At 43.0% G+C, this 21,710-nt stretch carries 22 protein-coding genes; 8 read left to right on the top strand and 14 right to left on the bottom strand.

The window, feature by feature from the left end; genetic code table 11:
• Window positions 1-5: 5 nt before the first annotated feature.
• The 6 genes from M301_RS12375 to moaA all read right to left on the bottom strand — a co-directional run bounded on the left by M301_RS12375 (window position 6) and on the right by moaA (window position 5,957).
• Window positions 6-476 carry a peroxiredoxin gene (locus tag M301_RS12375; protein WP_013149125.1) on the bottom strand — a complete coding sequence of 157 codons (471 nt, stop codon included), beginning with the start codon at window positions 474-476 and terminating at the stop codon, window positions 6-8.
• A 136-nt stretch (window positions 477-612) separates the two neighbouring features.
• The gene (locus M301_RS12370; protein WP_013149124.1) at window positions 613-2,076 is read right to left on the bottom strand and encodes a sensor histidine kinase; all 1,464 of its coding nucleotides are present in this window, start codon (window positions 2,074-2,076) and stop codon (window positions 613-615) included.
• A 33-nt stretch (window positions 2,077-2,109) separates the two neighbouring features.
• Window positions 2,110-2,892 carry an energy transducer TonB gene (locus tag M301_RS12365; protein ID WP_013149123.1) on the bottom strand — a complete coding sequence of 261 codons (783 nt, stop codon included), beginning with the start codon at window positions 2,890-2,892 and terminating at the stop codon, window positions 2,110-2,112.
• A 105-nt stretch (window positions 2,893-2,997) separates the two neighbouring features.
• Complete coding sequence (moeA, locus tag M301_RS12360; RefSeq protein ID WP_013149122.1) at window positions 2,998-4,287, bottom strand: molybdopterin molybdotransferase MoeA; 1,290 nt, start codon at window positions 4,285-4,287, stop codon at window positions 2,998-3,000.
• A 45-nt stretch (window positions 4,288-4,332) separates the two neighbouring features.
• Window positions 4,333-4,920, bottom strand: a complete 588-nt coding sequence (mobA, locus tag M301_RS12355) for a molybdenum cofactor guanylyltransferase MobA (RefSeq protein WP_013149121.1) — start codon at window positions 4,918-4,920, stop codon at window positions 4,333-4,335.
• Between the two features lie 29 nt (window positions 4,921-4,949).
• Entirely contained in the window at window positions 4,950-5,957 is a 1,008-nt protein-coding gene (moaA, locus tag M301_RS12350) for a GTP 3',8-cyclase MoaA (protein WP_013149120.1), read from the bottom strand.
• Between the two features lie 115 nt (window positions 5,958-6,072).
• Between moaA and M301_RS12345 the strand changes: the two genes are divergently transcribed.
• The 5 genes from M301_RS12345 to M301_RS12325 all read left to right on the top strand — a co-directional run bounded on the left by M301_RS12345 (window position 6,073) and on the right by M301_RS12325 (window position 12,265).
• Window positions 6,073-6,552 (top strand): formate dehydrogenase subunit gamma, encoded by a 480-nt coding sequence (locus M301_RS12345; RefSeq protein WP_013149119.1) that lies wholly within the window; start codon window positions 6,073-6,075, stop codon window positions 6,550-6,552.
• Window positions 6,553-6,554: 2 nt separating this feature from the next.
• A complete protein-coding gene (locus M301_RS12340) occupies window positions 6,555-8,093 on the top strand; it encodes a formate dehydrogenase beta subunit (protein WP_148218681.1) in 1,539 nt (512 codons plus the stop codon).
• 62 nt (window positions 8,094-8,155) lie between these two features.
• Window positions 8,156-11,062 carry a formate dehydrogenase subunit alpha gene (gene fdhF, locus M301_RS12335; protein WP_013149117.1) on the top strand — a complete coding sequence of 969 codons (2,907 nt, stop codon included), beginning with the start codon at window positions 8,156-8,158 and terminating at the stop codon, window positions 11,060-11,062.
• A gap of 153 nt (window positions 11,063-11,215) precedes the next feature.
• Window positions 11,216-12,028: a formate dehydrogenase accessory sulfurtransferase FdhD gene (gene fdhD / locus M301_RS12330; protein WP_013149116.1), complete on the top strand. Its 813-nt coding sequence runs from the start codon at window positions 11,216-11,218 to the stop codon at window positions 12,026-12,028.
• A gap of 18 nt (window positions 12,029-12,046) precedes the next feature.
• On the top strand, window positions 12,047-12,265 hold the full coding sequence (locus M301_RS12325) for a formate dehydrogenase subunit delta (protein ID WP_013149115.1): 219 nt from the start codon (window positions 12,047-12,049) through the stop codon (window positions 12,263-12,265).
• Between the two features lie 39 nt (window positions 12,266-12,304).
• On the opposite strand, the gene M301_RS12320 is transcribed toward M301_RS12325, so the two are convergent.
• The 5 genes from M301_RS12320 to M301_RS12300 all read right to left on the bottom strand — a co-directional run bounded on the left by M301_RS12320 (window position 12,305) and on the right by M301_RS12300 (window position 18,031).
• On the bottom strand, window positions 12,305-13,957 hold the full coding sequence (locus tag M301_RS12320) for an ArnT family glycosyltransferase (RefSeq protein ID WP_013149114.1): 1,653 nt from the start codon (window positions 13,955-13,957) through the stop codon (window positions 12,305-12,307).
• A gap of 187 nt (window positions 13,958-14,144) precedes the next feature.
• Window positions 14,145-14,387 carry a type B 50S ribosomal protein L31 gene (locus tag M301_RS12315; protein ID WP_013149113.1) on the bottom strand — a complete coding sequence of 81 codons (243 nt, stop codon included), beginning with the start codon at window positions 14,385-14,387 and terminating at the stop codon, window positions 14,145-14,147.
• 191 nt (window positions 14,388-14,578) lie between these two features.
• Window positions 14,579-15,838: a transcription termination factor Rho gene (gene rho, locus M301_RS12310; RefSeq protein WP_013149112.1), complete on the bottom strand. Its 1,260-nt coding sequence runs from the start codon at window positions 15,836-15,838 to the stop codon at window positions 14,579-14,581.
• 139 nt (window positions 15,839-15,977) lie between these two features.
• Window positions 15,978-16,304, bottom strand: coding sequence for a thioredoxin TrxA (gene trxA / locus M301_RS12305; protein WP_013149111.1), 327 nt, complete (start codon window positions 16,302-16,304; stop codon window positions 15,978-15,980).
• A 152-nt stretch (window positions 16,305-16,456) separates the two neighbouring features.
• Window positions 16,457-18,031 (bottom strand): hypothetical protein, encoded by a 1,575-nt coding sequence (locus M301_RS12300; protein WP_013149110.1) that lies wholly within the window; start codon window positions 18,029-18,031, stop codon window positions 16,457-16,459.
• A 178-nt stretch (window positions 18,032-18,209) separates the two neighbouring features.
• On the opposite strand from M301_RS12300, the gene M301_RS12295 reads away from it, so the two are divergent.
• Complete coding sequence (locus M301_RS12295) at window positions 18,210-18,689, top strand: TlpA disulfide reductase family protein (protein WP_013149109.1); 480 nt, start codon at window positions 18,210-18,212, stop codon at window positions 18,687-18,689.
• A gap of 25 nt (window positions 18,690-18,714) precedes the next feature.
• Here the strand turns inward: M301_RS12295 and M301_RS12290 are convergent, their stop codons facing one another.
• The 3 genes from M301_RS12290 to M301_RS12280 form a co-directional block, all read right to left on the bottom strand.
• Entirely contained in the window at window positions 18,715-19,032 is a 318-nt protein-coding gene (locus M301_RS12290) for a DUF3579 domain-containing protein (RefSeq protein ID WP_013149108.1), read from the bottom strand.
• Window positions 19,033-19,162: 130 nt separating this feature from the next.
• Complete coding sequence (locus M301_RS12285) at window positions 19,163-19,750, bottom strand: BON domain-containing protein (protein WP_013149107.1); 588 nt, start codon at window positions 19,748-19,750, stop codon at window positions 19,163-19,165.
• 120 nt (window positions 19,751-19,870) lie between these two features.
• Window positions 19,871-20,224, bottom strand: a complete 354-nt coding sequence (locus tag M301_RS12280) for a YraN family protein (protein ID WP_013149106.1) — start codon at window positions 20,222-20,224, stop codon at window positions 19,871-19,873.
• Between the two features lie 67 nt (window positions 20,225-20,291).
• Here M301_RS12280 and rsmI point away from each other — a divergent pair, with 67 nt between their 5' ends.
• Both rsmI and M301_RS12270 read left to right on the top strand, forming a co-directional pair.
• Window positions 20,292-21,143 carry a 16S rRNA (cytidine(1402)-2'-O)-methyltransferase gene (gene rsmI, locus M301_RS12275; protein ID WP_013149105.1) on the top strand — a complete coding sequence of 284 codons (852 nt, stop codon included), beginning with the start codon at window positions 20,292-20,294 and terminating at the stop codon, window positions 21,141-21,143.
• The gene (locus tag M301_RS12270; protein WP_013149104.1) at window positions 21,136-21,708 is read left to right on the top strand and encodes a hypothetical protein; all 573 of its coding nucleotides are present in this window, start codon (window positions 21,136-21,138) and stop codon (window positions 21,706-21,708) included. The genes rsmI and M301_RS12270 overlap by 8 nt, the downstream gene beginning before the upstream one ends.
• Window positions 21,709-21,710: the final 2 nt, after the last annotated feature.

Raw genomic sequence — 21,710 nt, 5'->3', positions numbered from 1 at the left:
TGATATTAAATAGTTTTAATGAAATTAAGAACTTCTGCAGCATGACCATCCACCTTAACACCGCGCCATTCTTTAATAAGCGTACCATTTTTATCGATAACAAAAGTGCTGCGCTCAACACCGCGTACTTGTTTGCCATACATATTCTTCATTTTCATCACGCCAAATAATGTACAAGCAAGTTCTTCAGTATCTGCCAGTAGCTCAAAAGGGAAACTGAATTTAGCTTTAAAGTTCTCATGCGACTTTAAGCTATCTCTAGAAACACCAAAAATCTCAGTATTCAGATTCTGAAAATCAGCATAAGCCTCTCTAAATTGAATACCTTGTGTGGTACAGCCTGGGGTGGAGTCTTTGGGGTAAAAGTAGATGATTAGATTTTTACCGAGAAATTGCGATAACTGAAAAGTCACACCGCTTGTGGCGGGCAACTGAAAATCTGGAACTGCTTTGTCGAGTATTAGTGTATCGGTCATATTGTCTACCTCCATTGTTGATAAAAAGCCTGAAATAGGCAATAGGATTTGCAAAGAATTATCGATATTTAGCCGTAAATTGATAATTAAATATTGATGGGTTTAGGTTTTAACTAATGAGTTCTAAATAAGGGCTTTAATTTACAGATAAGTTCAAAGTTTTAGGTAGTAGAATCGTGATAGCCGTACCGCCTTCATGACGCATCTCAAATTTTAATTCACCAGCCAACACATCACATACTTTAAACGCGAACGGGATGCCAATACCTGTACCAAATCTTTTGGTGGTTGGCGTGCTCATGGCGCTAGGATCTGGCGTAAATGGCATGCCGCAACCTTGATCTAGCAGTAATAGCGTATATTTTGTCGGTGTTGCTTTGAGTGTGATTTCTATAGTGCTGTTTTTACTTGAAGCATCAATCGCATTTAATATTAAGTTGTAAATGACTTGTTCTAGCAAATGCTGGTCTGTGTATATGGCAGTAGTTTTAGGCCAATTTGGCAGAATGAATCGAATCGATTTCTCTTTTATTTTTTGTTGCAGCGGCGCTAGCGCGCCATTCACAATTTCTTGCAGACTAGTATCTTCTGGCTGAGGTTTTAGCGGTAATAAATAAGCCAACAATGCACCTGTCCAGCGTTCTAGCCTATCTACGGTGTCGATAATCCCGCGTAATGATAAGCGTGTTTCAGCGTCATGCTCTGGATCATCCATTACCTGAGCTGTGGCGCGTATGCTGGCTAAAGGGTTGCGAATGTTATGTGCCAACATCGGCACCAATAAGCCTTGCGCTGCTTGTTTTTCGGTTCGCACTAAAGTTTCTTGGCTAATGGCTAATTTATCGGCCATGTCATTAATGGCATTTGATACTGCGGCAAGCTCGACAATGCCTACTTCAGGTGCTTTGTGCGTAAGATTGCCCGCGCTAATCTCAGAGGTAGCTTTTAATACATCGTTCAGTGGTTTTACGATGGCGCGCTTGAGGAAGATTCGTGAAAACATGAGTAGTAATACGGCAAGAACTAAAGGAATAATCAGCAGTATGACGGATGTGCGCTTGCTTGCTTTAAGCTGGCTATCTAGTTCAATTTGTTTTTGGTTGAGTAGTTTTTCAGTACGCGCGAGTATTTCCTCATAGCGCTTAAATAAGCCAGTTTCAATTTCGGTATTTAATGCATGTTTTACTGTATCGCTATTGGTTGCTTGGTACTGGTCAAATAGCGCTGGCGTTTCAATAACAAATTTTTTGTAATTCTCGTGCAAGTCATTGATGGCGGCTTTTTCAGCTTCACTCACTGTAATTTTTTTTAATTGTACAAAATGTGCCTCAACGGTAATGGTGAAATTGTCGTACTCTGCACGCGCCCCGGAGTCATCTAAAAAATAGGCGTCAAACAACTCTTTCATTTGACGATATAAATCCCCACGCGTCTGCTGTACCTCAGTGACAAGCAAGCTGATTCGGCTTGCCTCTTGGCTGGATTTTTCCCATAAATGAATGCCAATAGCGCCAGCGGTGGCTGCCAAGATAATGAGTAAGATAAATGCCAGCTCATGAATCAGCAATAAATCTTTTAGGGATTTGTTTTTTTTAAGCATGCTGGTGAGTTTAAGGGTGGCAGTTTATAAAAACTACTGATCTTCAAGCTTAAATGGAATAGGTACTTTGATACTAAAGTTACTGCCTCGTAAGGCTTCTGGTGGCGCTGGAAATGGTGCGGCTTTTTCAACCATTTCTAGAGCTTGTTTATCTAAACTCTCAAAGCCGCTTGATTGAATGATTTTTTTTGATTTAAGTTTGCCGTTGCCATCAAGTAGTAACTCGACAACAGCTTCACCTTGCCAGCCGCGCATTTGGGCAATGCGAGGGTATTGTTTATGTTTACCAATCGCGCCCCAAAGTGTATTGCCATATCTGCCGCGAGCATCCTCCATGTCCTCTTGGCTTGGCGCAGCAGGTTTGGGTGGCTCAGGTGTCGCTACAGGTACAGGCGGCATTGGTGATGGCGCTGCATCGACCTTAGGTGCAGCTGCAATGACTTCTGTTTGATGTGTAACAACCGCTGGTGGTGGCACAGCAGGCGTAGGTTCGTTTTTCACTACGGATGGTGTTGGTAAAGGCTTGGTGATGGGTTTGAGCTCAGGCTTGGGTTCTGTTTTAGGTTTAATCGGTTCAGGTTCCACTTTGACTGGCTCTGGTACAACAACAGGCGGTGGCTCAGGCTTTTTGCTTAATTCAACGATAAGCAAAACTGGTTTTTTAACAGCCTCAAACTTAACATTGGGAATAATAAACGCGAGCAAAATATGCAGCAAGATTGAGCAAATAACCGCCCATATCAGCGTGTTGCCGTTAGCATTGATTGCACCAGATTGACTGTTATTGGAATGATTGACGGCGATGTTCAAAGACACAAATATTCCAAATAAGTGAATAAAAAATTTCTAAAGAAATCGGTGATGAATTTCAAATCAACTGAAAATTATACAACAAGCTAGGCGTAAATTTAGAAAGCAATATTAAACCAAGCCATCTAGCACTTGCACTTGTACTAAAGCCCCTGCATCTAAGTTGCCAACTGTTTCATCGAGAACAATAAAGCAATTAGCCAATGACATTGAACTTAGAATCGCTGAGCCTTGCGCCCCGGTCGGCTTGACTTTCCATGTGCCATCGCTATCGGCAAATAATATGCCGCGTTGAAATTCCGTGCGACCCGTTTGTTTTTTAATGTTTTCGGTACATACAATATTAAACGTGGGTAATGGTGCTGTGTTGGTTTGCCCCATTAATACAAGCATGGCATCGCGTACAAATTGATAAAATGTCACCATCACAGCCACAGGGTTGCCAGGTAGTCCGAAATAATGCGCATGCTTATCTTGGCTTCCTTGGATTTTGCCGTAAGCCAAAGGGCGACCAGGCTTCATAGCGACTTTCCAAAACATCACTTGACCGTGTTTAGCTAGTAGTTGCTTCATATAGTCAGCCTCGCCGACCGAAACGCCACCGCTGGTAATGACTACATCGGCTTGTTTTGCAGCGTTGAGTAACGTTTTTTCCAGTAACTCGGGGTCATCAGCAATTGCGCCCATATCTATGATTTCTACGCCAAGACGTTTTAGCATGCCGTAAAGTGTGTAGCGGTTACTGTCGTATACTTGACCTTCTTGCAAAGGCTTGCCAATACTGGCTAATTCATCGCCTGTAGAGAAGAAAGCCACTTTGAGTTGACGATACACATTTACTTCGCCAATACCAAGTGAAGCGATTAACCCTAAATCAGACGCACGCATCATATGGCCTGCGGGCAATACTGTTTTGCCTAATTGCAAATCCTCGCCTGTATAGCGTACATTTGCTTTAGGTTTTGGCGCTTCAGTAAAGCGAATCAAGTCACCTTCAACTTTTACTCGCTCTTGCATAATGACGGTATCTGCGCCCTTGGGCATCATGCCACCCGTCATAATGCGTACACATTCTCCAGATTGAATGCCGCCGACAAAGGCTTTACCTGCAAAAGCTGACCCTATTACTTTTAATTCGGTAGACTTGCCTATGTCTGCTGCGTTAAACGCGTAGCCATCCATCGCCGAATTATCGTAATTGGGTACGTTAGCTGGCGACAATATATCTGCCGCCAATACGCGACCTAAACTCTCGCGAATCGGTAAAACTTCAGTTTCAATAACAGGGCTTAAAAACTGCTTGATGAATTGTCGTGCTTTAGCCACAGGCATTGAGTTTGGATCGTAGTCATCCATGCAACTAGGGTCGGAAATGATTTCAGATAATGAATTGGCTACCATTTTTTAAAGTTCATCCTATTTTTAAAACTCATTTTGAATAATTAATTATTTTTTACTTAACTTTTGTTCTAGTGCTGCCAAATCTTCAAAAGTATTTAAGTTCGTAAAAGCTTCATTGCAATCACTAAAATCCACTTCAATATATTGTTGGCTTTTTTGCCAAGTGCTCACGCGGCGCTCACCTTGCTGTAAATAAGCGGTGAGGGATGGCAATACAGTTTTTTTGCACAAACAAAATACCGGGTGAGTGCTATCTTCACTAGTTGCTACGGCAATCTCTGCATTGTTTTCAACTAGAGCAGCCATCAGGCGTTGCGCTAAATCAACTGGCAATAATGGTGAGTCGCAAGGCACAGTAAGTACATAATCATGCTTGGCGTGCTGCAAGCCCAAGCTAAATCCAGCTAACGGACCTAAAAAGTCTTCCACTTCATCTTGTAACACGGGGTAGCCCATAGCTTGGTACTGGGCAAGCTCCCGATTGGCATTGATAAGTATTTCATCAGCTTGCGTTGTTAAGCGTTCAATGACGTGCTGAATGAGTGGTTTGCTTTGTAAAAGGACTAAGCCTTTATCTACACCGTTCATACGAGTGGCTCGTCCGCCTGAAAGAATGATTGCAGAGATTGGCATGAGTGAAATGTAGAGAGATTAAAGTAAAACTAACCGCCCGTGTGTGACATAAACCGAATCACCGCAGGTTCTGCGCGGCGTAAATCAAAGTCGTGTCCTTTAGGTTTAATTGCCATGCTGGCCAAAATTGCGTCAATGACCGCTTGGTCGTCATTTGGGTTTGCACGTAACAGAGGCATTAAATCGACTTTATCTTCTTGTCCTAAACATAAGTAAAGTTCGCCTTTGCAGGTAATGCGTACACGGTTGCAGCTTTCGCAAAAGTTATGGCTGTGCGGTGAAATGAAACCAATTTTGGTTTTTGTATTTGCGACTCGCCAATACCGAGCAGGGCCACCAGTTGTTTCGGTACTGGCGATGAGCGGGTACTCACTTTGGAGTATTTTAAGAGTTTCTTCATTGCTGCAGAATGTTGATTCTCTTGTGTGATCTACTTCGCCTAAAGGCATCTCTTCAATGAACGAAATATCGATTGCTTCATCGATAGCAAATTTTACCAACGATAATGCCTCGTCATCATTCACGCCGCGCATGAGCACAGTGTTTAGTTTGATATTTTCAAAGCCAGCTTGTTTGGCGGCTTGTATGCCGCGCAATACTTTATCCAGCTCGCCAGTGCGCGTAATTTTCTTAAATCGTTCAGCGTTGAGGCTATCTACACTTATGTTAATGCGTTTCACTCCAGCATTTCTCAAATCTTGGGCTTGCTTCTCTAGCTGGCTTCCGTTGGTAGTGAGTACTAACTCATTGAGCCCTTCAAGTTGGCCGACTTCTTCAAAAAGCCATAATGCATTTTTGCGTACTAGCGGCTCACCGCCAGTAATGCGGACTTTGCTTACTCCTAAGTCGACAAATATTTTAACGAGCCGCGCGCATTCTTCAAGACTTAATACTTCATCGCGCGGTAAAAATGTCATGTCTTCTGACATGCAATACACGCAGCGGAAATCGCAGCGATCTGTAATGGATAGGCGAATGTAATCTACTGTACGACCAAATTGGTCTATCAGTTTCTGCTGCGGTATTTGAGTAAGCATTTTTGAAGAATTAAGCACTTTTTTAGCCATTGCTTGTCGAATTGGTAACGATTTAACAAGTGTATTATACTAATGCGTATATGAATATAATGTTAGATGTTTTGGAGAGAATAAGTTGCAAGATTTAGAAACAAAACAAGATTTAGATCTCAGATTAGGTGCCTTGATTAGTGAACATCAGCATATGCCAGGTGCGCTAATGCCATTGCTGCACGCCATTCAGGATAACATTGGCTATGTGCCAGAATCTTCTTATTCTCAGATTGGTAAGGCGCTAAGTTTATCCGTGGCTGAGGTGCATGGTGTGGTGACTTTTTATCATCACTTTCGTACGCACAAGCCCGGTCGTCATGTGATGCAGATTTGTCGTGCTGAGTCGTGCCAATCGATGGGTTCTGAAGCATTGGAGGCTCACGCTAAAAAGTGTTTGAATGTGGATTACCATCAAACAACTTCTGATGATGCGATTACGCTCGAAGCTGTATATTGTTTGGGCAACTGTGCGCTTTCGCCGGCCGTGATGATGGATGAAGAGGTTTATGGACGTGTTTCTGCTGAAGATTTGGATGCATTGATTGCAGAGGCAAGGGCTTAATGATGACAACTAAAATATACGTTCCCCGCGATTCTAGCGCGCTTTCAATGGGTGCTGAAAAAGTCGCTGTTGCGATTGCTCTGGAAGCGAAAAAACGCGGTTTAGACATAACAATTATCCGTAATGGCTCTCGTGGTCTTTACTGGCTTGAAACAATGGTTGAAGTGGCAACAGACCAAGGTCGTGTTGCTTATGGTCCTGTTAAGGCTAAAGATGTACCTTCACTATTTGACGCAGATTTTCTTAATGCTAAAAATCACCCTTTGAGCTTAGGTTTAACCGAAGAAATTGAATGGTTGAAAAAACAACAGCGCTTAACGTTTGCGCGCGTTGGTATTACAGACCCAGTTTCTTTAGATGATTATATTGCCCACGATGGCTATAAAGGTCTTAAAAAAGCCCTGACATTATCTGGTGCTGAAATTGTTAAAGCGGTCACAGATTCAGGTCTGCGTGGTCGTGGTGGTGCGGCTTTCCCAACTGGTATTAAATGGAATACCGTATTGGGCTGTCAGGCTGATCAAAAATACATTGTATGTAATGCGGATGAAGGTGACTCTGGTACGTTCTCAGACCGCATGATTATGGAAGATGATCCGTTTGTGCTGATTGAAGGCATGACGATTGCAGGTGTTGCAGTAGGTGCGACACAAGGTTATATTTACTTGCGTAGTGAGTACCCACATGCGCTTAAAGCTTTGAACGAAGCCATTGCTAAAGCAGAGGCGGCAGGCTATTTGGGCGATAAAATTTGTGGCTCAACACATACCTTTAATTTAGAGGTTCGTCGCGCAGCTGGTGCTTATGTATGCGGTGAAGAAACTTCACTACTCGAAAGCTTAGAAGGTAAGCGTGGTCTAGTACGTTTTAAACCGCCACTACCAGCGATTGAAGGTTTATTCGGTAAACCTACCGTTGTGAATAATGTAATTTCACTTGCTACAGTGCCAATTATTTTAGATAAAGGCGCACAATATTATGCGGATTACGGCATGGGTCGTTCGCGAGGCACTTTGCCTATTCAGTTGGCAGGTAATTTAAAACATGGTGGTCTAGTAGAACTTGCGTTTGGGATTACCTTACGTGAACTGCTTTACGATTACGGAGGTGGTTCAGCAACGGGCAAGCCGATTCGTGCAGTGCAAGTCGGCGGGCCATTAGGCGCGTTCTTGCCAGAAAGCCAATTCGATACACCTTTAGATTACGAAGCATTTAGCAATATTTGGGCGGTTGTAGGTCACGGTGGTATTGTCGCATTTGATGATACGGTCGATATGGCAAAAATGGCACGTTATGCATTTGAATTCTGCGCGATTGAGTCATGCGGAAAATGCACGCCATGCCGCATAGGTTCTACCCGTGGTGTTGAGGTGATTGATAAAATCATCGCAGGCAAAGATACTGCGAAAAACATTAAGTTGGTGCGCGATTTAAGCGACACTATGTTGAATGGTTCGCTATGCGCATTGGGTGGCATGACGCCATATCCAGTATTAAGCGCGATGAATCATTTCCCTGAAGATTTCGGAATAGCTAAGTAGGTCAGGCTTTGGCCTGATATGTCGGGTTAAAACCCGCGCTACAAAATAGTAGGAGCATTAAAATGGACGACATTAAATACAGCAACACGCATCATCAACATGAGCATAGCCGCACCAATTACGATGATCAATTAGATTATGGTACGCCAGCGAGTGATTCTGACGTTCAAGTCACGTTGATGATTGATGATAGAGAAATCACCGTGCCAGAAGGTACGTCTATTATGCGCGCGTCAATTATGGCTGGCATTAACGTGCCTAAACTATGTGCAACAGACAGTTTAGAGCCTTTTGGTTCATGCCGTTTGTGTGTGGTGGAAATTGAAGGTCGTCGTGGCTATCCAGCTTCATGTACAACGCCTGTAGCTGAAGGCTTAAAAGTACATACGCAAACGCCTAAGCTTGCCGATATTCGTCGCGGCACAATGGAACTGTATATTTCAGACCATCCTTTAGATTGCTTAACCTGTGCAACCAATGGCGATTGCGAACTGCAAGACATGGCTGGCGCAGTAGGTTTGCGTGAAGTGCGTTATGGCTATGAAGGTGAAAATCACCTGAAGGCAGAAAAAGATGAAAGCAACCCTTACTTCACTTTTGACCCAAGCAAATGTATCGTCTGCTCACGTTGCGTGCGCGCTTGCGAAGAAACGCAAGGCACCTTTGCACTCACTATCTCAGGTCGTGGCTTTGAATCAAAAGTAGCTGCTGGTGTAACCGATTTTATGAATTCAGAATGTGTGTCTTGTGGCGCTTGTGTGCAAGCTTGCCCAACGGCAACATTGATTGAGAAAACCGTGATTGAGCATGGTGTGCCTGAGCACAGCGTGACAACAACCTGTGCTTATTGTGGCGTTGGTTGTTCATTTGACGCTGAAATGAAAGGCGAAGAAGTCGTTCGCATGGTACCGAATAAAAATGGTGGCGCAAACCACGGCCATTCATGCGTAAAAGGGCGTTTTGCATGGGGTTACGCAACACACAAAGACCGTATCACCACACCTATGATACGTAAAAGCATTCATGATGAATGGCAACAAGTGAGCTGGGATGAAGCATTTAGCTATGCCGCCAGTGAAATTACCCGCATTCAAGCCAAATATGGCAAAGCTTCTGTGGGCGGTATTACATCGTCACGCTGCACCAATGAAGAAGTTTATGTCGTGCAAAAACTAGTACGTGCAGTGTTTGGTGTAAACAACGTGGATACTTGCGCACGTGTTTGTCATAGCCCGACAGGTTATGGTTTAAAACAAACAATAGGTGAATCAGCAGGTACGCAAACCTTTGACTCCGTGATGCAGTCGGATGTCATTTTTGTGATTGGTGCAAACCCAACAGATGGTCACCCAGTGTTTGCTTCACAAATGAAACGTCGCTTGCGCGAAGGTGCAAAACTGATTATTGCCGATCCACGCGCGATTGATTTGGTGGACTCTCCACACGTTAAAGCAGATTATCACCTTAAATTACAACCAGGCACTAACGTGGCATTAATCTCCGCTATTGCACACGTCATTGTGACTGAGGGCTTAGTGAATGAGGAATTTGTAAAAGAGCGTTGTGAGTGGGATTCATTTGTAGAGTGGCGTGATTTTGTTGCGCTCCCACAAAACTCACCTGAAGTATTAGGTTTGGCAATGGGTGTTCCAGCTGAAGAGTTACGCGCAGCGGCAAGGTTATATGCCACTGGCGGCAATGCTGCGATTTACTACGGATTAGGCGTTACCGAGCACAGCCAAGGTTCTACCATGGTGATGGGTATTGCAAACTTAGCCATGGCAACAGCTAACATTGGTCGTGAAGGTGTCGGCGTTAATCCATTACGCGGTCAAAATAACGTGCAAGGTTCTTGTGACATGGGCTCTATGCCACATGAATACCCAGGCTATCGTCATGTGTCAGATGAAGCTACGCGTGAGTTATTTGAAGGTGCATGGGGTCGTCCGCTAAGTAATGATCCAGGTTTACGTATCCCTAACATGCTAGACAATGCCATAGAAGGCAGTTTTAAAGCAATTTACTGCGTTGGTGAAGACATTGTGCAGTCTGACCCTAACACACAGCATGTAACGCATGCGCTAGAGAATATGGAATGTGTCATCGTGCAAGATTTGTTCTTGAACGAGACCGCAATGTTCGCGCATGTATTCTTCCCAGGAGCATCATTCTTAGAAAAAAGCGGTACATTTACCAACGCTGAGCGTCGTATTTCACCAGTGCGCCGTGTGATGACACCAAAAAATGGTATGGAAGATTGGGAAGTGACAGCTAAATTCTCGAATGCGCTTGGCTACCCTATGGACTATAAACACGCTTCTGAAATTATGGATGAAGTGGCAAGCCTAACACCAACATTTAAAGGCGTTAGCTTCAAGAAACTTGACGAGTTAGGCAGCATACAGTGGCCGTGCAATGACGAGCAACCACTAGGCACGCCGACCATGCATATCGATGAATTCGTACGCGGTAAAGGTAAGTTCTTCGTAACGCAATATGTGGCAACCACTGAGAAAGTAACGCCTAAGTTCCCACTGATTCTAACGACAGGTCGTATCCTTTCGCAATACAACGTAGGGGCACAAACACGCCGTACTAAGAACGTGGCTTGGCACAGCGAAGATATTGTTGAAATTCACCCACATGATGCAGAAGAGCGCGGTATTAGCGAAGGTGATTGGGTAGGTATTGCTAGTCGCGCAGGTGAAACTGTATTGCGTGTAAAAATTACTGAACGTGTGCAACCTGGTGTGATTTACACCACGTTCCACCATCCAGAATCAGGCGCAAACGTGATTACGACGGAAAACTCAGATTGGGCAACTAACTGCCCTGAGTTTAAGGTCACCGCCGTACAAGTGACACGCGTGAATCAGCTTTCTGATTGGCAGCAACATTACAAAACCTTTAGTGAAGCACAGTTGGCGTTTGCCGATAGAGACCTAGAAGCAGCAAAAATTGAGCTTTAGCAATAAGTTTATTTAATGTCAGCCGTCATTCATCAGCTACTACGTCATTTCAGTGAAAGCTGGAATACAGCTGCTACCAATAGCTGTGCGAAGCAAGCCAATGGATACCAGCTTTCGCTGGTATGACGGTGTGGATAGTTGGCAGATTTGCATATGGTTAAATTGGTTGCAGATGTGCCATTAAGCACATTGGGTGTTTCACAATGGCAAAATGGTGAAATAGTAAAAACGCAAGATTGTTTGGCAGAAGAAACACCTGTGGCACTGATTTACAACGGTGTTTCACACGCGGTGATGTTGGCAACTGCACAAGATTTAGAAGATTTTGCACTTGGTTTTTCGCTTAGCGAAGGCATCGTACAAAGTGCTGGTGAGTTATATGGCATTGAAGTGCAGGTGCAAGATAACGGCATAGAATTACACTGTGAAATTGCTAGTGAACGTTTTATGCAGCTAAAAGAGCGGCGTCGTACCTTAGCAGGTAAAACTGGCTGCGGATTGTGCGGCGCTGAAAATTTAGCGCAAGCCATACGTTATCCAGCGCTGCTAAAAACATATCGCAGGTTTAATGCAAGCGCCATAGTGACTGGTTTGAAAACCATACAGGCGCAGCAGAAGTTACAACAGCAAACTGGCGCAACCCATGCTAGTGCTTATGTACAGGCTGATGGCACGGTGGGTTTGGTGCGTGAGGATGTAGGAAGGCATAACGCACTGGATAAGTTGGTTGGCGCACTAGCAAAACAAGAGCTTGATAGGACTGGTTTTATTATTACCACCAGTCGTGCAAGTTTTGAAATGGTACAAAAAACAGCAAGCGCTGGCGTGGGCATGTTAGTCGCGGTTTCAGCACCCACAGGTTTGGCAGTGCGAGTAGCAGAACAATGCGGCTTAACCTTAGTTGGATTTGCAAGAGAAAGTCGTTATGTGATTTACAGTCACGCTGACAATATTATGAATGAGTAAGATTAGAGAAAAGTAAAAATGGATATTCAACGCTTAATTTCAATGGCTAATCAAATCGGTGATTTTTACGAATCATATCCAAACCAAAGTCACGCTCAAAAAGACATTGCAGAGCATATCAATAAGTTTTGGGCCTTATCGATGCGTAAACAAATTGCAGAATATGTGAGTGAACAAAGCGGATCTGGCATACATGCTCAAGTGCAGAATGCGATTAAAGCACATTTAAAGCTTTGACTATTTAAGTTGCTACATTAAGTAGCTGAGGCTCTTATGCTACTTAACTCGCAGAAATAACCTAAAACCTTCTTTTCTATCAGCTGCGCGTTTACCCGTCCAAATCTGTTTCCACTCCTGTCCAGGCTGCATTTTGCCTATGCCTTTTACGTCTTGTAATAAGTAAAAGTCACAAGTTAATTGCTGTGTCGTTTCAAAAGGCTGCAATTGAATATTGGTGTAGTAATTGAGCAATAAACTTTGCGGTTGCCCAACATCTAGGCTGTTCATGCAGTTGTAGGTTTTTGGTAGCACTTTATTCATGCTTAAAAACACTGGTTGGTAGCTTTTTGCTGAGTCTATCAGTGGTAGCCAGAGCGTCATTAATAAGCCCCAGCCAAAGGTCATGCCTACCGCCCAATTAGTGACTGTGGATTTATTGGTTTGTTTGGCGCGCATGCAAACTAACAGCCAGATGGCGGTAATTGCTAGGGCAATAAGGAATGATAGCCAGTTAAAATGAGTTTCATATGCGCCAGATAAGAACTGCATGCGCTCTTTAATTTTGACAGGATAGCCAGTCAGCATGGCTGTCCAACCTAACCAAATCAGCACACCAATTAGCCCAAATAGCATTACGCCAAACCAGTTTAAAGCCGCAGCAGCTCCGCGTTTTAGATGCTCCACGCTACCTGCACCCAGTGCTACAAGTGGTAAAAGTAAAGGAAGCGCATTGATGTCTTTAGTACTAGCACCTAACCCTAAGAAAAATAAACTGCAAATAAAAAAACTCATCATCAGCTGAAATTTGGGTTTGCTTAATAATTGTTGGCGATAGCGCCATAAGCCTAATAATGCCAATGGCAGGGCAGGCCAAGCGTACCAAATTAAGATACGTAAAAAATAGAGGTGATTGAGTTGGTTGAAATTATTGAGATTGAGTTGCCACCAGCTCGATAGCATTGCTGGATAGTAATGTTGTAGTAGCAGAATCCAAGTTAATATCATTGGAGTGGCAATCACAATGGCTAGGCTCAAGAATTTTGCAAAGCTTTTTGTGCGCCAAATTTTGAACACTAAAGGCAGAATTAGTGCCGTGCTTAGTAAAATAAGTACAGGTATTATACCAAAGCTTAAAAATCCAATGCCAAGCGCGGCTCCCAAAAGGCCACTTGCACGCCAAGGGCGGCGCTTAGACAGCGCTAATGCATAAAAGCCAGTCGCCAAGCAAGTTAGGTTTGCGATCTCAGCGCTTAAGCTATGTGCGCTAATGATTAAACCTATCGTGCCTATCATAATAAATGTAGCGTGACGCCCGACACCGCGTGTCCAGAGCTCACGACCAGTCATTCCTACCATGAGCAATAGTATGGCTAACCAAATGGTATTAAATAACCTGGCACCATCATGAATACTTAGTAATGGAGAGAGTAATTTTGCACTGGTAGCTGCACTGAGGTAGTAAAGAGGAGCGTTTGAAGGAAAGGATTCGCCGCTGACTAAAGGCGCAAGTAAGCTGCCACCGTCTAAAATATTTTTGACAATATTGATGCTGGTCGACTCTAGGGGTTTCCAAGGCGCATGGCCAATTAAACCTAATACAATCCAAATTGCGCACAATAAAAGTAACAACTGTGTTTTTGCCCCGTCACCTATGCGTGCACGCGGTGTTGACATATTACCTTGCCAGTCGTGATCCAGTTGAAAACGCATAATATTGAGTCGCTAAGTTTGCTTTTTTATTAGTCTTAATTGTTTATTTTAACCGATTGTGTCGCGCAGCAAGAAATTCAGTTGAATTAAATGAAGCTGCGTTATCGATGTTGAGTCTTTTAGTTGCGAAAATAAAAAAGGCAGCCTGAGCTGCCTTGATATTTGCAATCTAGATTGCAAAGTATGATTACATACCGTATTTTTTACGGAATTTATCAACACGACCAGCAGTATCTAAAATCATTTGTTTACCAGTGTAAAACGGGTGTGATTTTGATGATACTTCGATTTTAACTAATGGATATTCTTTACCATCAGTCCATTTGATTGTGTCGCGCGCTGCGATAGTAGAGCGAGTGATAAAACTAAAATCTGCACCGATGTCTTGAAAAACAACGTCGCGGTATTCTGGATGGATTCCATCTTTCATAATATAGCCTCAATATGTGTTGCCGAAAGATACGGCACTATTTAGTAGTTCGTTAGTAAGTGCAAATTGCTGTAAAAATACAGTTTTGCTGTAACCGCGCATTATATTTGCATTCTTGCTAGTACGCAAGGTTATGTGTTAATTAAGCTGATAAATCTTAGCAAGCTATAGCTTTAGAAACTAGAGCTTATTTAGCCACGGCGCATGCTGTCAAAAAAGTCAGCATTGTTTTTCGTGGCTTTGATTTTATCTAACAAGAACTCCATCGCCTCTAGATCATCCATAGGGTAGAGTAGTTTGCGAAGTACCCAAATTTTCTGCAACACATCTTTTTCGATGAGCAATTCTTCGCGACGCGTACCAGATTTGTTGACATTGATAGCAGGGTATTGACGTTTCTCGGCCATTTTGCGGTCAAGATGAATTTCCATATTACCCGTACCCTTGAACTCTTCATAGATGACATCATCCATGCGAGAGCCAGTATCAACGAGGGCTGTAGCAATAATAGTTAATGAACCACCTTCTTCGACATTACGCGCAGCACCAAAGAAACGTTTTGGGCGTTGTAATGCATTGGCATCCACACCACCAGTTAATACTTTGCCTGATGATGGGATGACGGTATTGTAAGCTCGCGCTAAACGAGTAATAGAGTCTAATAGAATGACGACGTCTTTTTTATGTTCAACCAAGCGTTTAGCTTTTTCAAGCACCATTTCAGCAACTTGTACGTGGCGTGTTGCTGGCTCGTCAAAGGTTGACGCAACGACTTCGCCTCTTACTGAGCGGGTCATTTCTGTCACTTCTTCAGGACGCTCATCAATCAACAATACGATTAAAATTACATCAGGATGATTTGCAGTAATTGCATGCGCGATGTTTTGCATCATCACGGTTTTACCGCTTTTTGGGCTGGCGACCAATAAGCCACGTTGACCGCGACCAATTGGTGCAATCATATCAATTACGCGGCTAGTAATGTTTTCTACACCTTTGATATCACGCTCTAATGTAAGTGGAATCGTTGGGAATAGCGGTGTTAAGTTTTCAAACAGAATTTTGTGCTTAGTGTTTTCAGGCGCTTCACCGTTGACTACATCGACTTTAACTAGTGCGAAGTAACGTTCACCATCTTTAGGGATGCGAATTTCACCTTGTATGCTATCGCCTGTGTGCAGATTGAATCTGCGGATTTGTGAAGGTGATACGTAAATATCATCTGGACCAGCTAAATAAGACGTGTCTGGCGAGCGCAAAAATCCAAAACCATCTTGTAGCACCTCAAGCGTCCCATCACCAAAAATGCTTTCACCTTTTTTCGCTTTATGTTTTAAAATGGCGAAAATCAAATCCTGCTTGCGCATTCGGCTAGCATTATCAATTTCATCGGCGATAGCCATTTCTACTAGCTCTGTAACGGGTAAATGCTTAAGGTCGGATAAGTGCATGGAGGCTCACTAAAACAAGAATTGTGTGGGGCAGGATTGAGAACTACAGATTTAAATTAAAGGATAATTTCAAAAAATGCTTGATTTATAAGGAGTTTAGAAATCAAGCATTTGTGATGACACGTACAGCCTAAATGGTTTAGATGTTGCTGTCAATGAATGCGGTTAATTGAGATTTAGATAATGCACCTACTTTTGTCGCTTCTACATTACCATTTTTAAATAGCATTAATGTAGGAATGCCACGAATGCCATATTTTGGCGGTGTTAATTGGTTATCATCAATGTTGAGTTTGCCTACTTTAAGACGACCAGCATACTCTTTAGAAATTTCATCTAAGATTGGCGCAATCATTTTGCAAGGACCACACCATTCTGCCCAGTAGTCTACTAAAACAGGAAGTTGTGACTGCAGAACGTCTTGTTCAAAACTTGCGTCGTTAAGGTGTGTGATGTGCTCGCTCATGGAAAACCTCTAATTGGTTAATGCTTTTAAAAAATTAATTACGTATCGTAACGAAAAAAACTGTTTTAGTGAAGTGCAAAATGCGAAAGTTCTAGTTAAAAGTAAATTTCTGTAATGTTAAGTGATGACCACTTCCATTGAAGATAGTTTTACTAATTAATGACGCTATATTGTATACGCTCAAAATGATGTGAGCGCTCTACTATTTTAGTGAGCATAATCACATGTGTGCTGTTATTGTATGTGATCGATAATTGGCGCGCAGGCTGATAGGTGCCAACCCGAGCAATAACTGTTGCAAGTTGTTTTACAGCGACTAGCTCAGGCAGTAACAATACCATTTCTTCACGGCCTGTTTTGTCGATGTGGGCAATTGCGCTTTGTGCACGTGGTGCGATTAATTGTACGCCAATATCTAGCCTGTCCCTACTGCCGCAGGCCGCCCAGCGCACTAAGCCTATAGACCAGTGTTGCTCATTTTTAGTTTTAAAGCCTAACAGTCCGCCAATGCGTATATTCTTTTCGGCGGTAGCATGGCGTCTAACCGACATGCCAATCGCGCTAATGTTAATAACATGCCAGCGTGAGGGTTCTGGCATATTTTCGCTATGTTGGAGTTTGCCAATGTTCGCATTCGCAGTGTGTTCTACATTTGCACTAGAGAAATAATGTATGGCAGGAATGCCAGTCACAATCTCAATCTCACCCTCGGACTTGGTGCGGTTAAAAATTCGTTTTTGCGTAACGCCCCAGTGCTTGATGAGGTAAGTTAATAAATCGATATATTCATCACGATTTGCGTTTGCAGGAACACCGCCATCTTTAGGTAGTTGATTATTTTGTAAAGAATTTAAATCTTGATGGATGCCAATCACTAGATCTAAGGTCTGCAAAAGAATATCGCTGTCAGGATTCGGCGCGACTTTTTGTTTGCTATACGGAACAGGTGGCTTGTTTGAAGATAAATTAACAATAAAGCAACTGGTTGTGATTTCCAAAGGCGCAACAATCGATATTTTTGCGTTTTCAACATGAAACGCTAAATACTCAGCCGCTAAGCGCATGTTCTTTTGTGTTAGATGCTGAGGGTCAGCAAGTGACATTAATAATGCATGTTTATATGTATTTTCTATGGTGTTGGCTATTGTCGCTGTTGACCCAACCACGGCTTTTTCTTCATCTACTTTAACGTTTTGTATGCCAAGTTTGATGGCGCAAAAATAAAGTTGGTGTAAGTCGCTCCAAATGTGTTCTGGCGGAGTTGAGTATGTTTGATAGTAAGTCAGCGCGTGTTCTGCAACTGCGTGCATGGCGCGTTGTATGGCATTTGCCGAACTTTTGTCGGTACCCAGTTTAATCAGCTGATTTTGTAAGTCGACCAATACCAGTTTGTAGCCGTAGCCTAATTCTAACCATAATGACTCAGCCGCTGCAGCTGCTAATTTGGCTTTGTCGTGTAATGGTAATGCAGCGTTGCTGTAGTCTTCAGAAAGCGCTTGCACAGTGCTAATTAATAGCGGGCGATATGCATCTAATGCTTGCACTCTATTGGTCGGAGAGATTTTCTGGCGGTTTAATATTTCTAATTCACTGTGTAAGTGCGAGGCAATGTCTAGCGGATTCTTAGCGATATGATCTAGCAGCGACTGGCCGATTTTCTGTGGCCGAGTCTCGGCAATGATAATTGGATTATCTTTAAGTGCAGGAATATTAAGATTTAACGCCATTTTTTACTTCTTATAGGCCGAGGGCAGTTATATGATTGTATGATAATGTTTACATTTACACTAGCATTTACACTGTCAAAATGACATTCATCTGGATGGCGCTACATTAGCGACTGAGTGGGTGATTTGTTTGATTTTAATCGTAGCTTTTTAGCTTAGTTTTTTAGAGAGTTATTCAATGCGCCAGTTTTTACTCAGCCTTTCATTTTTACTCTTGATCACGACGAGTTCATGGGGGCTTGCTGCGGAGAAAGCACCTGCTTCTTTTGAGTTAAAAGATACCGCTGGCGTTACACACAAATTGGCTGCTTACAAAGGTAAATGGGTACTTGTAAACTATTGGGCGACTTGGTGTCCGCCATGCTTAGAGGAAGTGCCTGATTTAGTGAATCTTTATGACCACCGTAGAAAAAAAGACTTGATGGTGTTAGGTGTTGTTTTTGATTACAAAAGTAATAAAGAGGTGACGGATTACGTCGATGATATGTTGATGTCGTATCCGATAGTTCTGGGTGACGATGAAGTTACAGCACAAATTGGAAGGGCTGATGTGTTGCCCACCACGTTTATTTATAACCCACAAGGTGAGTTGGTTAAAATTAAGCGTGGCTTAATTACTAAGCAGTATATTGAAAAAATAATTGGCGTTGCTAAGTAAATTAGGTAAACGCCAGCGTATTTAACTAGTGTGGCACCGCGATGCTGTTACCTTCAGCATCCAAAACATTCAGTTGATTTTCATCAGCAAAATGCATCAATTGTGCATAGCCTTCAGGGTTGACGGTTTTTAACTTCAAATCCACTGCTAAACAGCGCACACCATTCACTACTTTTGGTTTTAAGTACGGTGAATATCTAAGTTTGCGGTCTTCGCCAAACGTCGCGTAAGTGCTACACATACGATCCACCCAATCGCTAGGGCGAAAAGGTTTGCCTGCACGCGTGTTCCCTTCGATGATAATTTCGCCGCTTACTTGTGTCATTGTGGGTTGTGTTGTCATTTGTGATTTACCAATTCTTTTAGCTGTATTTCAGAGGTGTTCTGTGTTATTTGTGCTGCGTATTATAGCATTTTCAGTTTAAATGCGCGGCCTCAAACTGGTGGGATGCTCAAGGCGCGCAGCGCTTATTTTATGGCATGTATTCAAATACTTTTACCACCTTAGTCACGCCATCGGTATTGCGAGCGATTTCTACCGCGTCGTCGGCTTCTTTATTCGTGACGATACCTAATAAGTAAACGACACCATTTTCGGTGACTACTTTTACATAGTTCGCTGGGAATTTATTTTCAGTCACAAATTTAGTTTTGATTTTAGAGGTGATGTAGCTATCGTTGCTACGTGAACCTATGGTCGATTTTGGGCCAACTGTAATTTCGTTGGTGATGGAGCGTGTGTTGGTGATTTCTTTCACCAAGTTTTCAGCTTTAGATTTAGATTCAGCCACAGGCACTTCACCGGTTAGCAACACATTGCGGTTGTAGCTGGTGACGTTCACATGCGCGTCTTCGCCCAAGTTTGTTTCCATTTTTTTCACAGCCTTTAGTTCGATATTCTCATCTTCTACATAAATACCAGAAGTGCGTCTATCGGCAGCCATTGCGCCAGTAGCCGCGGCGCCACCAACCACAACGGGTACGCAAGCGGTGATTTGAGAAATGAGTGCTGCAGATAAGATTAGTTTGAGTGCAGTTTGTTTGGTCATACTTGATTTCATAGATTGCTCCTTGATGTTACTTTAAGATAACCCCTAGGTTAATTTTTAACTTATATCTTTAAGCTTTAATATGTTCTACTACAGTTCGTTAAAACAACATTTTCGCGAATGATACGCTTATTATGCGTCAAATGCATTACGAACCCACTCGATGTGGCTGGCCTCGGCTTTGTTCATTAAGATGGCGTCAAATCGGCATTGGCAGTCGCCATGCTGCTGTAAATAATGTTGCGCTGTCAGTATGAGTTTTTGCTGCTTTTGCGGTGTAATACTGGCGCCAGCGCTACCAAATTGGCTGTTTGATCTTAGTCTAACCTCAATAAATACTAGCGTTTTGGCGTGTCTCATAATCAAATCAATTTCACCGTATTTACAATGATAGTTTTGCGTCACTAATTTAAGGCCATGATTCGCTAAAAAAGTTGCAGCTAACTTCTCGGCTTCAAGTCCTGCGTTGTTTTTGCTTAATTTCATAGGCGAGATATTAGCTAAAGCTGTAAACTTCTAGTATGAACGATTTTAAATTAAATGGCTGGTCTGCATGAGCATGGGTACATTATATGTGGTCGCAACACCTATCGGCAACTTAGGCGATATGACCATTCGCGGCATAGAAACACTTAAAATGGTAGATGCGATTGCCGCTGAGGATACGCGCCACACCTCGGGTTTGTTATCTCATTTTGGCATTAGCAAAAAGCTTATCGCCGTGCATGAACATAATGAACATCAATCCGCGGAAAAGCTACTAACGCAGCTTCAAGCAGGTGAAAATATAGCCTTGGTCACAGATGCTGGCACGCCTGGCATAAGTGATCCCGGTGCGGTGGTGGTGGGCTTAGTGCGCAAGGCGGGCGTTAAAGTTGTGCCGATTCCGGGTGCGAGCGCTGTTATTGCGGCTTTATCAGCGTCTGGCATTACGCAAAATGGCTTTCACTTTCACGGTTTTTTACCAGCAAGCGGAGCCGCGCGTCGCAAAGTGTTGGAGAGCTTAAAATCACAAGCCGTGACTTTAGTATTCTATGAAGCACCGCATCGCATTGTGGAATGTGTGGAGGACTTGGCAATTGTGCTAGGCGGTGAGCGCCGTTTGACCTTTGCCCGTGAGCTTACTAAAACTTTTGAAACGTTTTACACATGCATGGCAGGTGAAGCCAGTGCTTGGTTGCAGGCAGATACTAATCAACAGCGAGGCGAATTTGTGTTGCTTGTAGAAACTGAGCCACCTAAGGAAACGCAAGCGGTAAATGAAGAGTCAGCGCGCATTTTAAAATGTTTATTGGCCGATTTACCACTAAAACAAGCGGTAAAATTAGCGACAGAAATTACCAACCTCAAGAAAAATGATTTGTACGAATTAGCACTTAAGTTTAAAGGGGCTGGCGATGCTTGAGGTCTCCGAGTCGTTATTGCGCAACTTAAATAGTGAGCTACGCCGTGATGAGGTATTGAAATGGGTGGCTCAGCCTATTTCTAGCCAATTAGTGAAATCGTCTTTTTGGTTGTGGCTATTTTTTATCCCTTGGACTGCATTTTCTCTATTCTGGACTGCGGGTGCGAGTGGTTTTCACTGGCCTGACTGGGGTAATCTCGGTGCATACAGTCTTTTCCCACTTTTTGGTCTGCCTTTTATTGCGATAGGCATTTGGGGGCTAGCCCTGCCGTTTACTATGCGCCGCAAGGCCAACAGCACCGTTTATGCGATTACGAATCAGCGTTTGCTGATTGCCAGCTTCGGCAAAACAACAAACTTACAAATATTCTTTCCTAAAGATGTAAATCACTTAAACCGCGTAGAAAAATCTGATGGTTCTGGTGATTTAATTTTTTCTCATCAAATTTATCGTGATAGTGATGGGGATAGAAATATTGCAAAAGAGGGCTTTTACGCGGTGCGAGACCTTAAAAAAGTTGAGCGTTTAATAGAAGATTTTTTAAAAACTAACCAGCAAATTTAAAA

It is taken from the genome of Methylotenera versatilis 301 (assembly GCF_000093025.1).
GTDB lineage: Bacteria > Pseudomonadota > Gammaproteobacteria > Burkholderiales > Methylophilaceae > Methylotenera > Methylotenera versatilis.
This window is presented reverse-complemented; position numbering and strand designations above follow the sequence as displayed.

Excerpts from the sequence above, each read along its gene's own strand:
- rho (WP_013149112.1), bottom strand. The coding sequence starts at position 15,838 with ATGCACTTATCCGACCTTAAGCATTTACCCGTTACAGAGCTAGTAGAA.
- M301_RS12315 (WP_013149113.1), bottom strand. The coding sequence starts at position 14,387 with ATGAAAGATGGAATCCATCCAGAATACCGCGACGTTGTTTTTCAAGAC.
- M301_RS12285 (WP_013149107.1), bottom strand. The coding sequence starts at position 19,750 with ATGAAATCAAGTATGACCAAACAAACTGCACTCAAACTAATCTTATCT.
- mobA (WP_013149121.1), bottom strand. The coding sequence starts at position 4,920 with ATGCCAATCTCTGCAATCATTCTTTCAGGCGGACGAGCCACTCGTATG.
- M301_RS12280 (WP_013149106.1), bottom strand. The coding sequence starts at position 20,224 with ATGAAATTAAGCAAAAACAACGCAGGACTTGAAGCCGAGAAGTTAGCT.
- M301_RS12340 (WP_148218681.1), top strand. The coding sequence starts at position 6,555 with ATGACAACTAAAATATACGTTCCCCGCGATTCTAGCGCGCTTTCAATG.
- M301_RS12325 (WP_013149115.1), top strand. The coding sequence starts at position 12,047 with ATGGATATTCAACGCTTAATTTCAATGGCTAATCAAATCGGTGATTTT.
- trxA (WP_013149111.1), bottom strand. The coding sequence starts at position 16,304 with ATGAGCGAGCACATCACACACCTTAACGACGCAAGTTTTGAACAAGAC.
- rsmI (WP_013149105.1), top strand. The coding sequence starts at position 20,292 with ATGAGCATGGGTACATTATATGTGGTCGCAACACCTATCGGCAACTTA.
- M301_RS12320 (WP_013149114.1), bottom strand. The coding sequence starts at position 13,957 with ATGCGTTTTCAACTGGATCACGACTGGCAAGGTAATATGTCAACACCG.
- M301_RS12270 (WP_013149104.1), top strand. The coding sequence starts at position 21,136 with ATGCTTGAGGTCTCCGAGTCGTTATTGCGCAACTTAAATAGTGAGCTA.
- M301_RS12295 (WP_013149109.1), top strand. The coding sequence starts at position 18,210 with ATGCGCCAGTTTTTACTCAGCCTTTCATTTTTACTCTTGATCACGACG.
- fdhD (WP_013149116.1), top strand. The coding sequence starts at position 11,216 with ATGGTTAAATTGGTTGCAGATGTGCCATTAAGCACATTGGGTGTTTCA.
- moeA (WP_013149122.1), bottom strand. The coding sequence starts at position 4,287 with ATGGTAGCCAATTCATTATCTGAAATCATTTCCGACCCTAGTTGCATG.
- moaA (WP_013149120.1), bottom strand. The coding sequence starts at position 5,957 with ATGCTTACTCAAATACCGCAGCAGAAACTGATAGACCAATTTGGTCGT.
- fdhF (WP_013149117.1), top strand. The coding sequence starts at position 8,156 with ATGGACGACATTAAATACAGCAACACGCATCATCAACATGAGCATAGC.
- M301_RS12290 (WP_013149108.1), bottom strand. The coding sequence starts at position 19,032 with ATGACAACACAACCCACAATGACACAAGTAAGCGGCGAAATTATCATC.
- M301_RS12300 (WP_013149110.1), bottom strand. The coding sequence starts at position 18,031 with ATGGCGTTAAATCTTAATATTCCTGCACTTAAAGATAATCCAATTATC.
- M301_RS12370 (WP_013149124.1), bottom strand. The coding sequence starts at position 2,076 with ATGCTTAAAAAAAACAAATCCCTAAAAGATTTATTGCTGATTCATGAG.
- M301_RS12375 (WP_013149125.1), bottom strand. The coding sequence starts at position 476 with ATGACCGATACACTAATACTCGACAAAGCAGTTCCAGATTTTCAGTTG.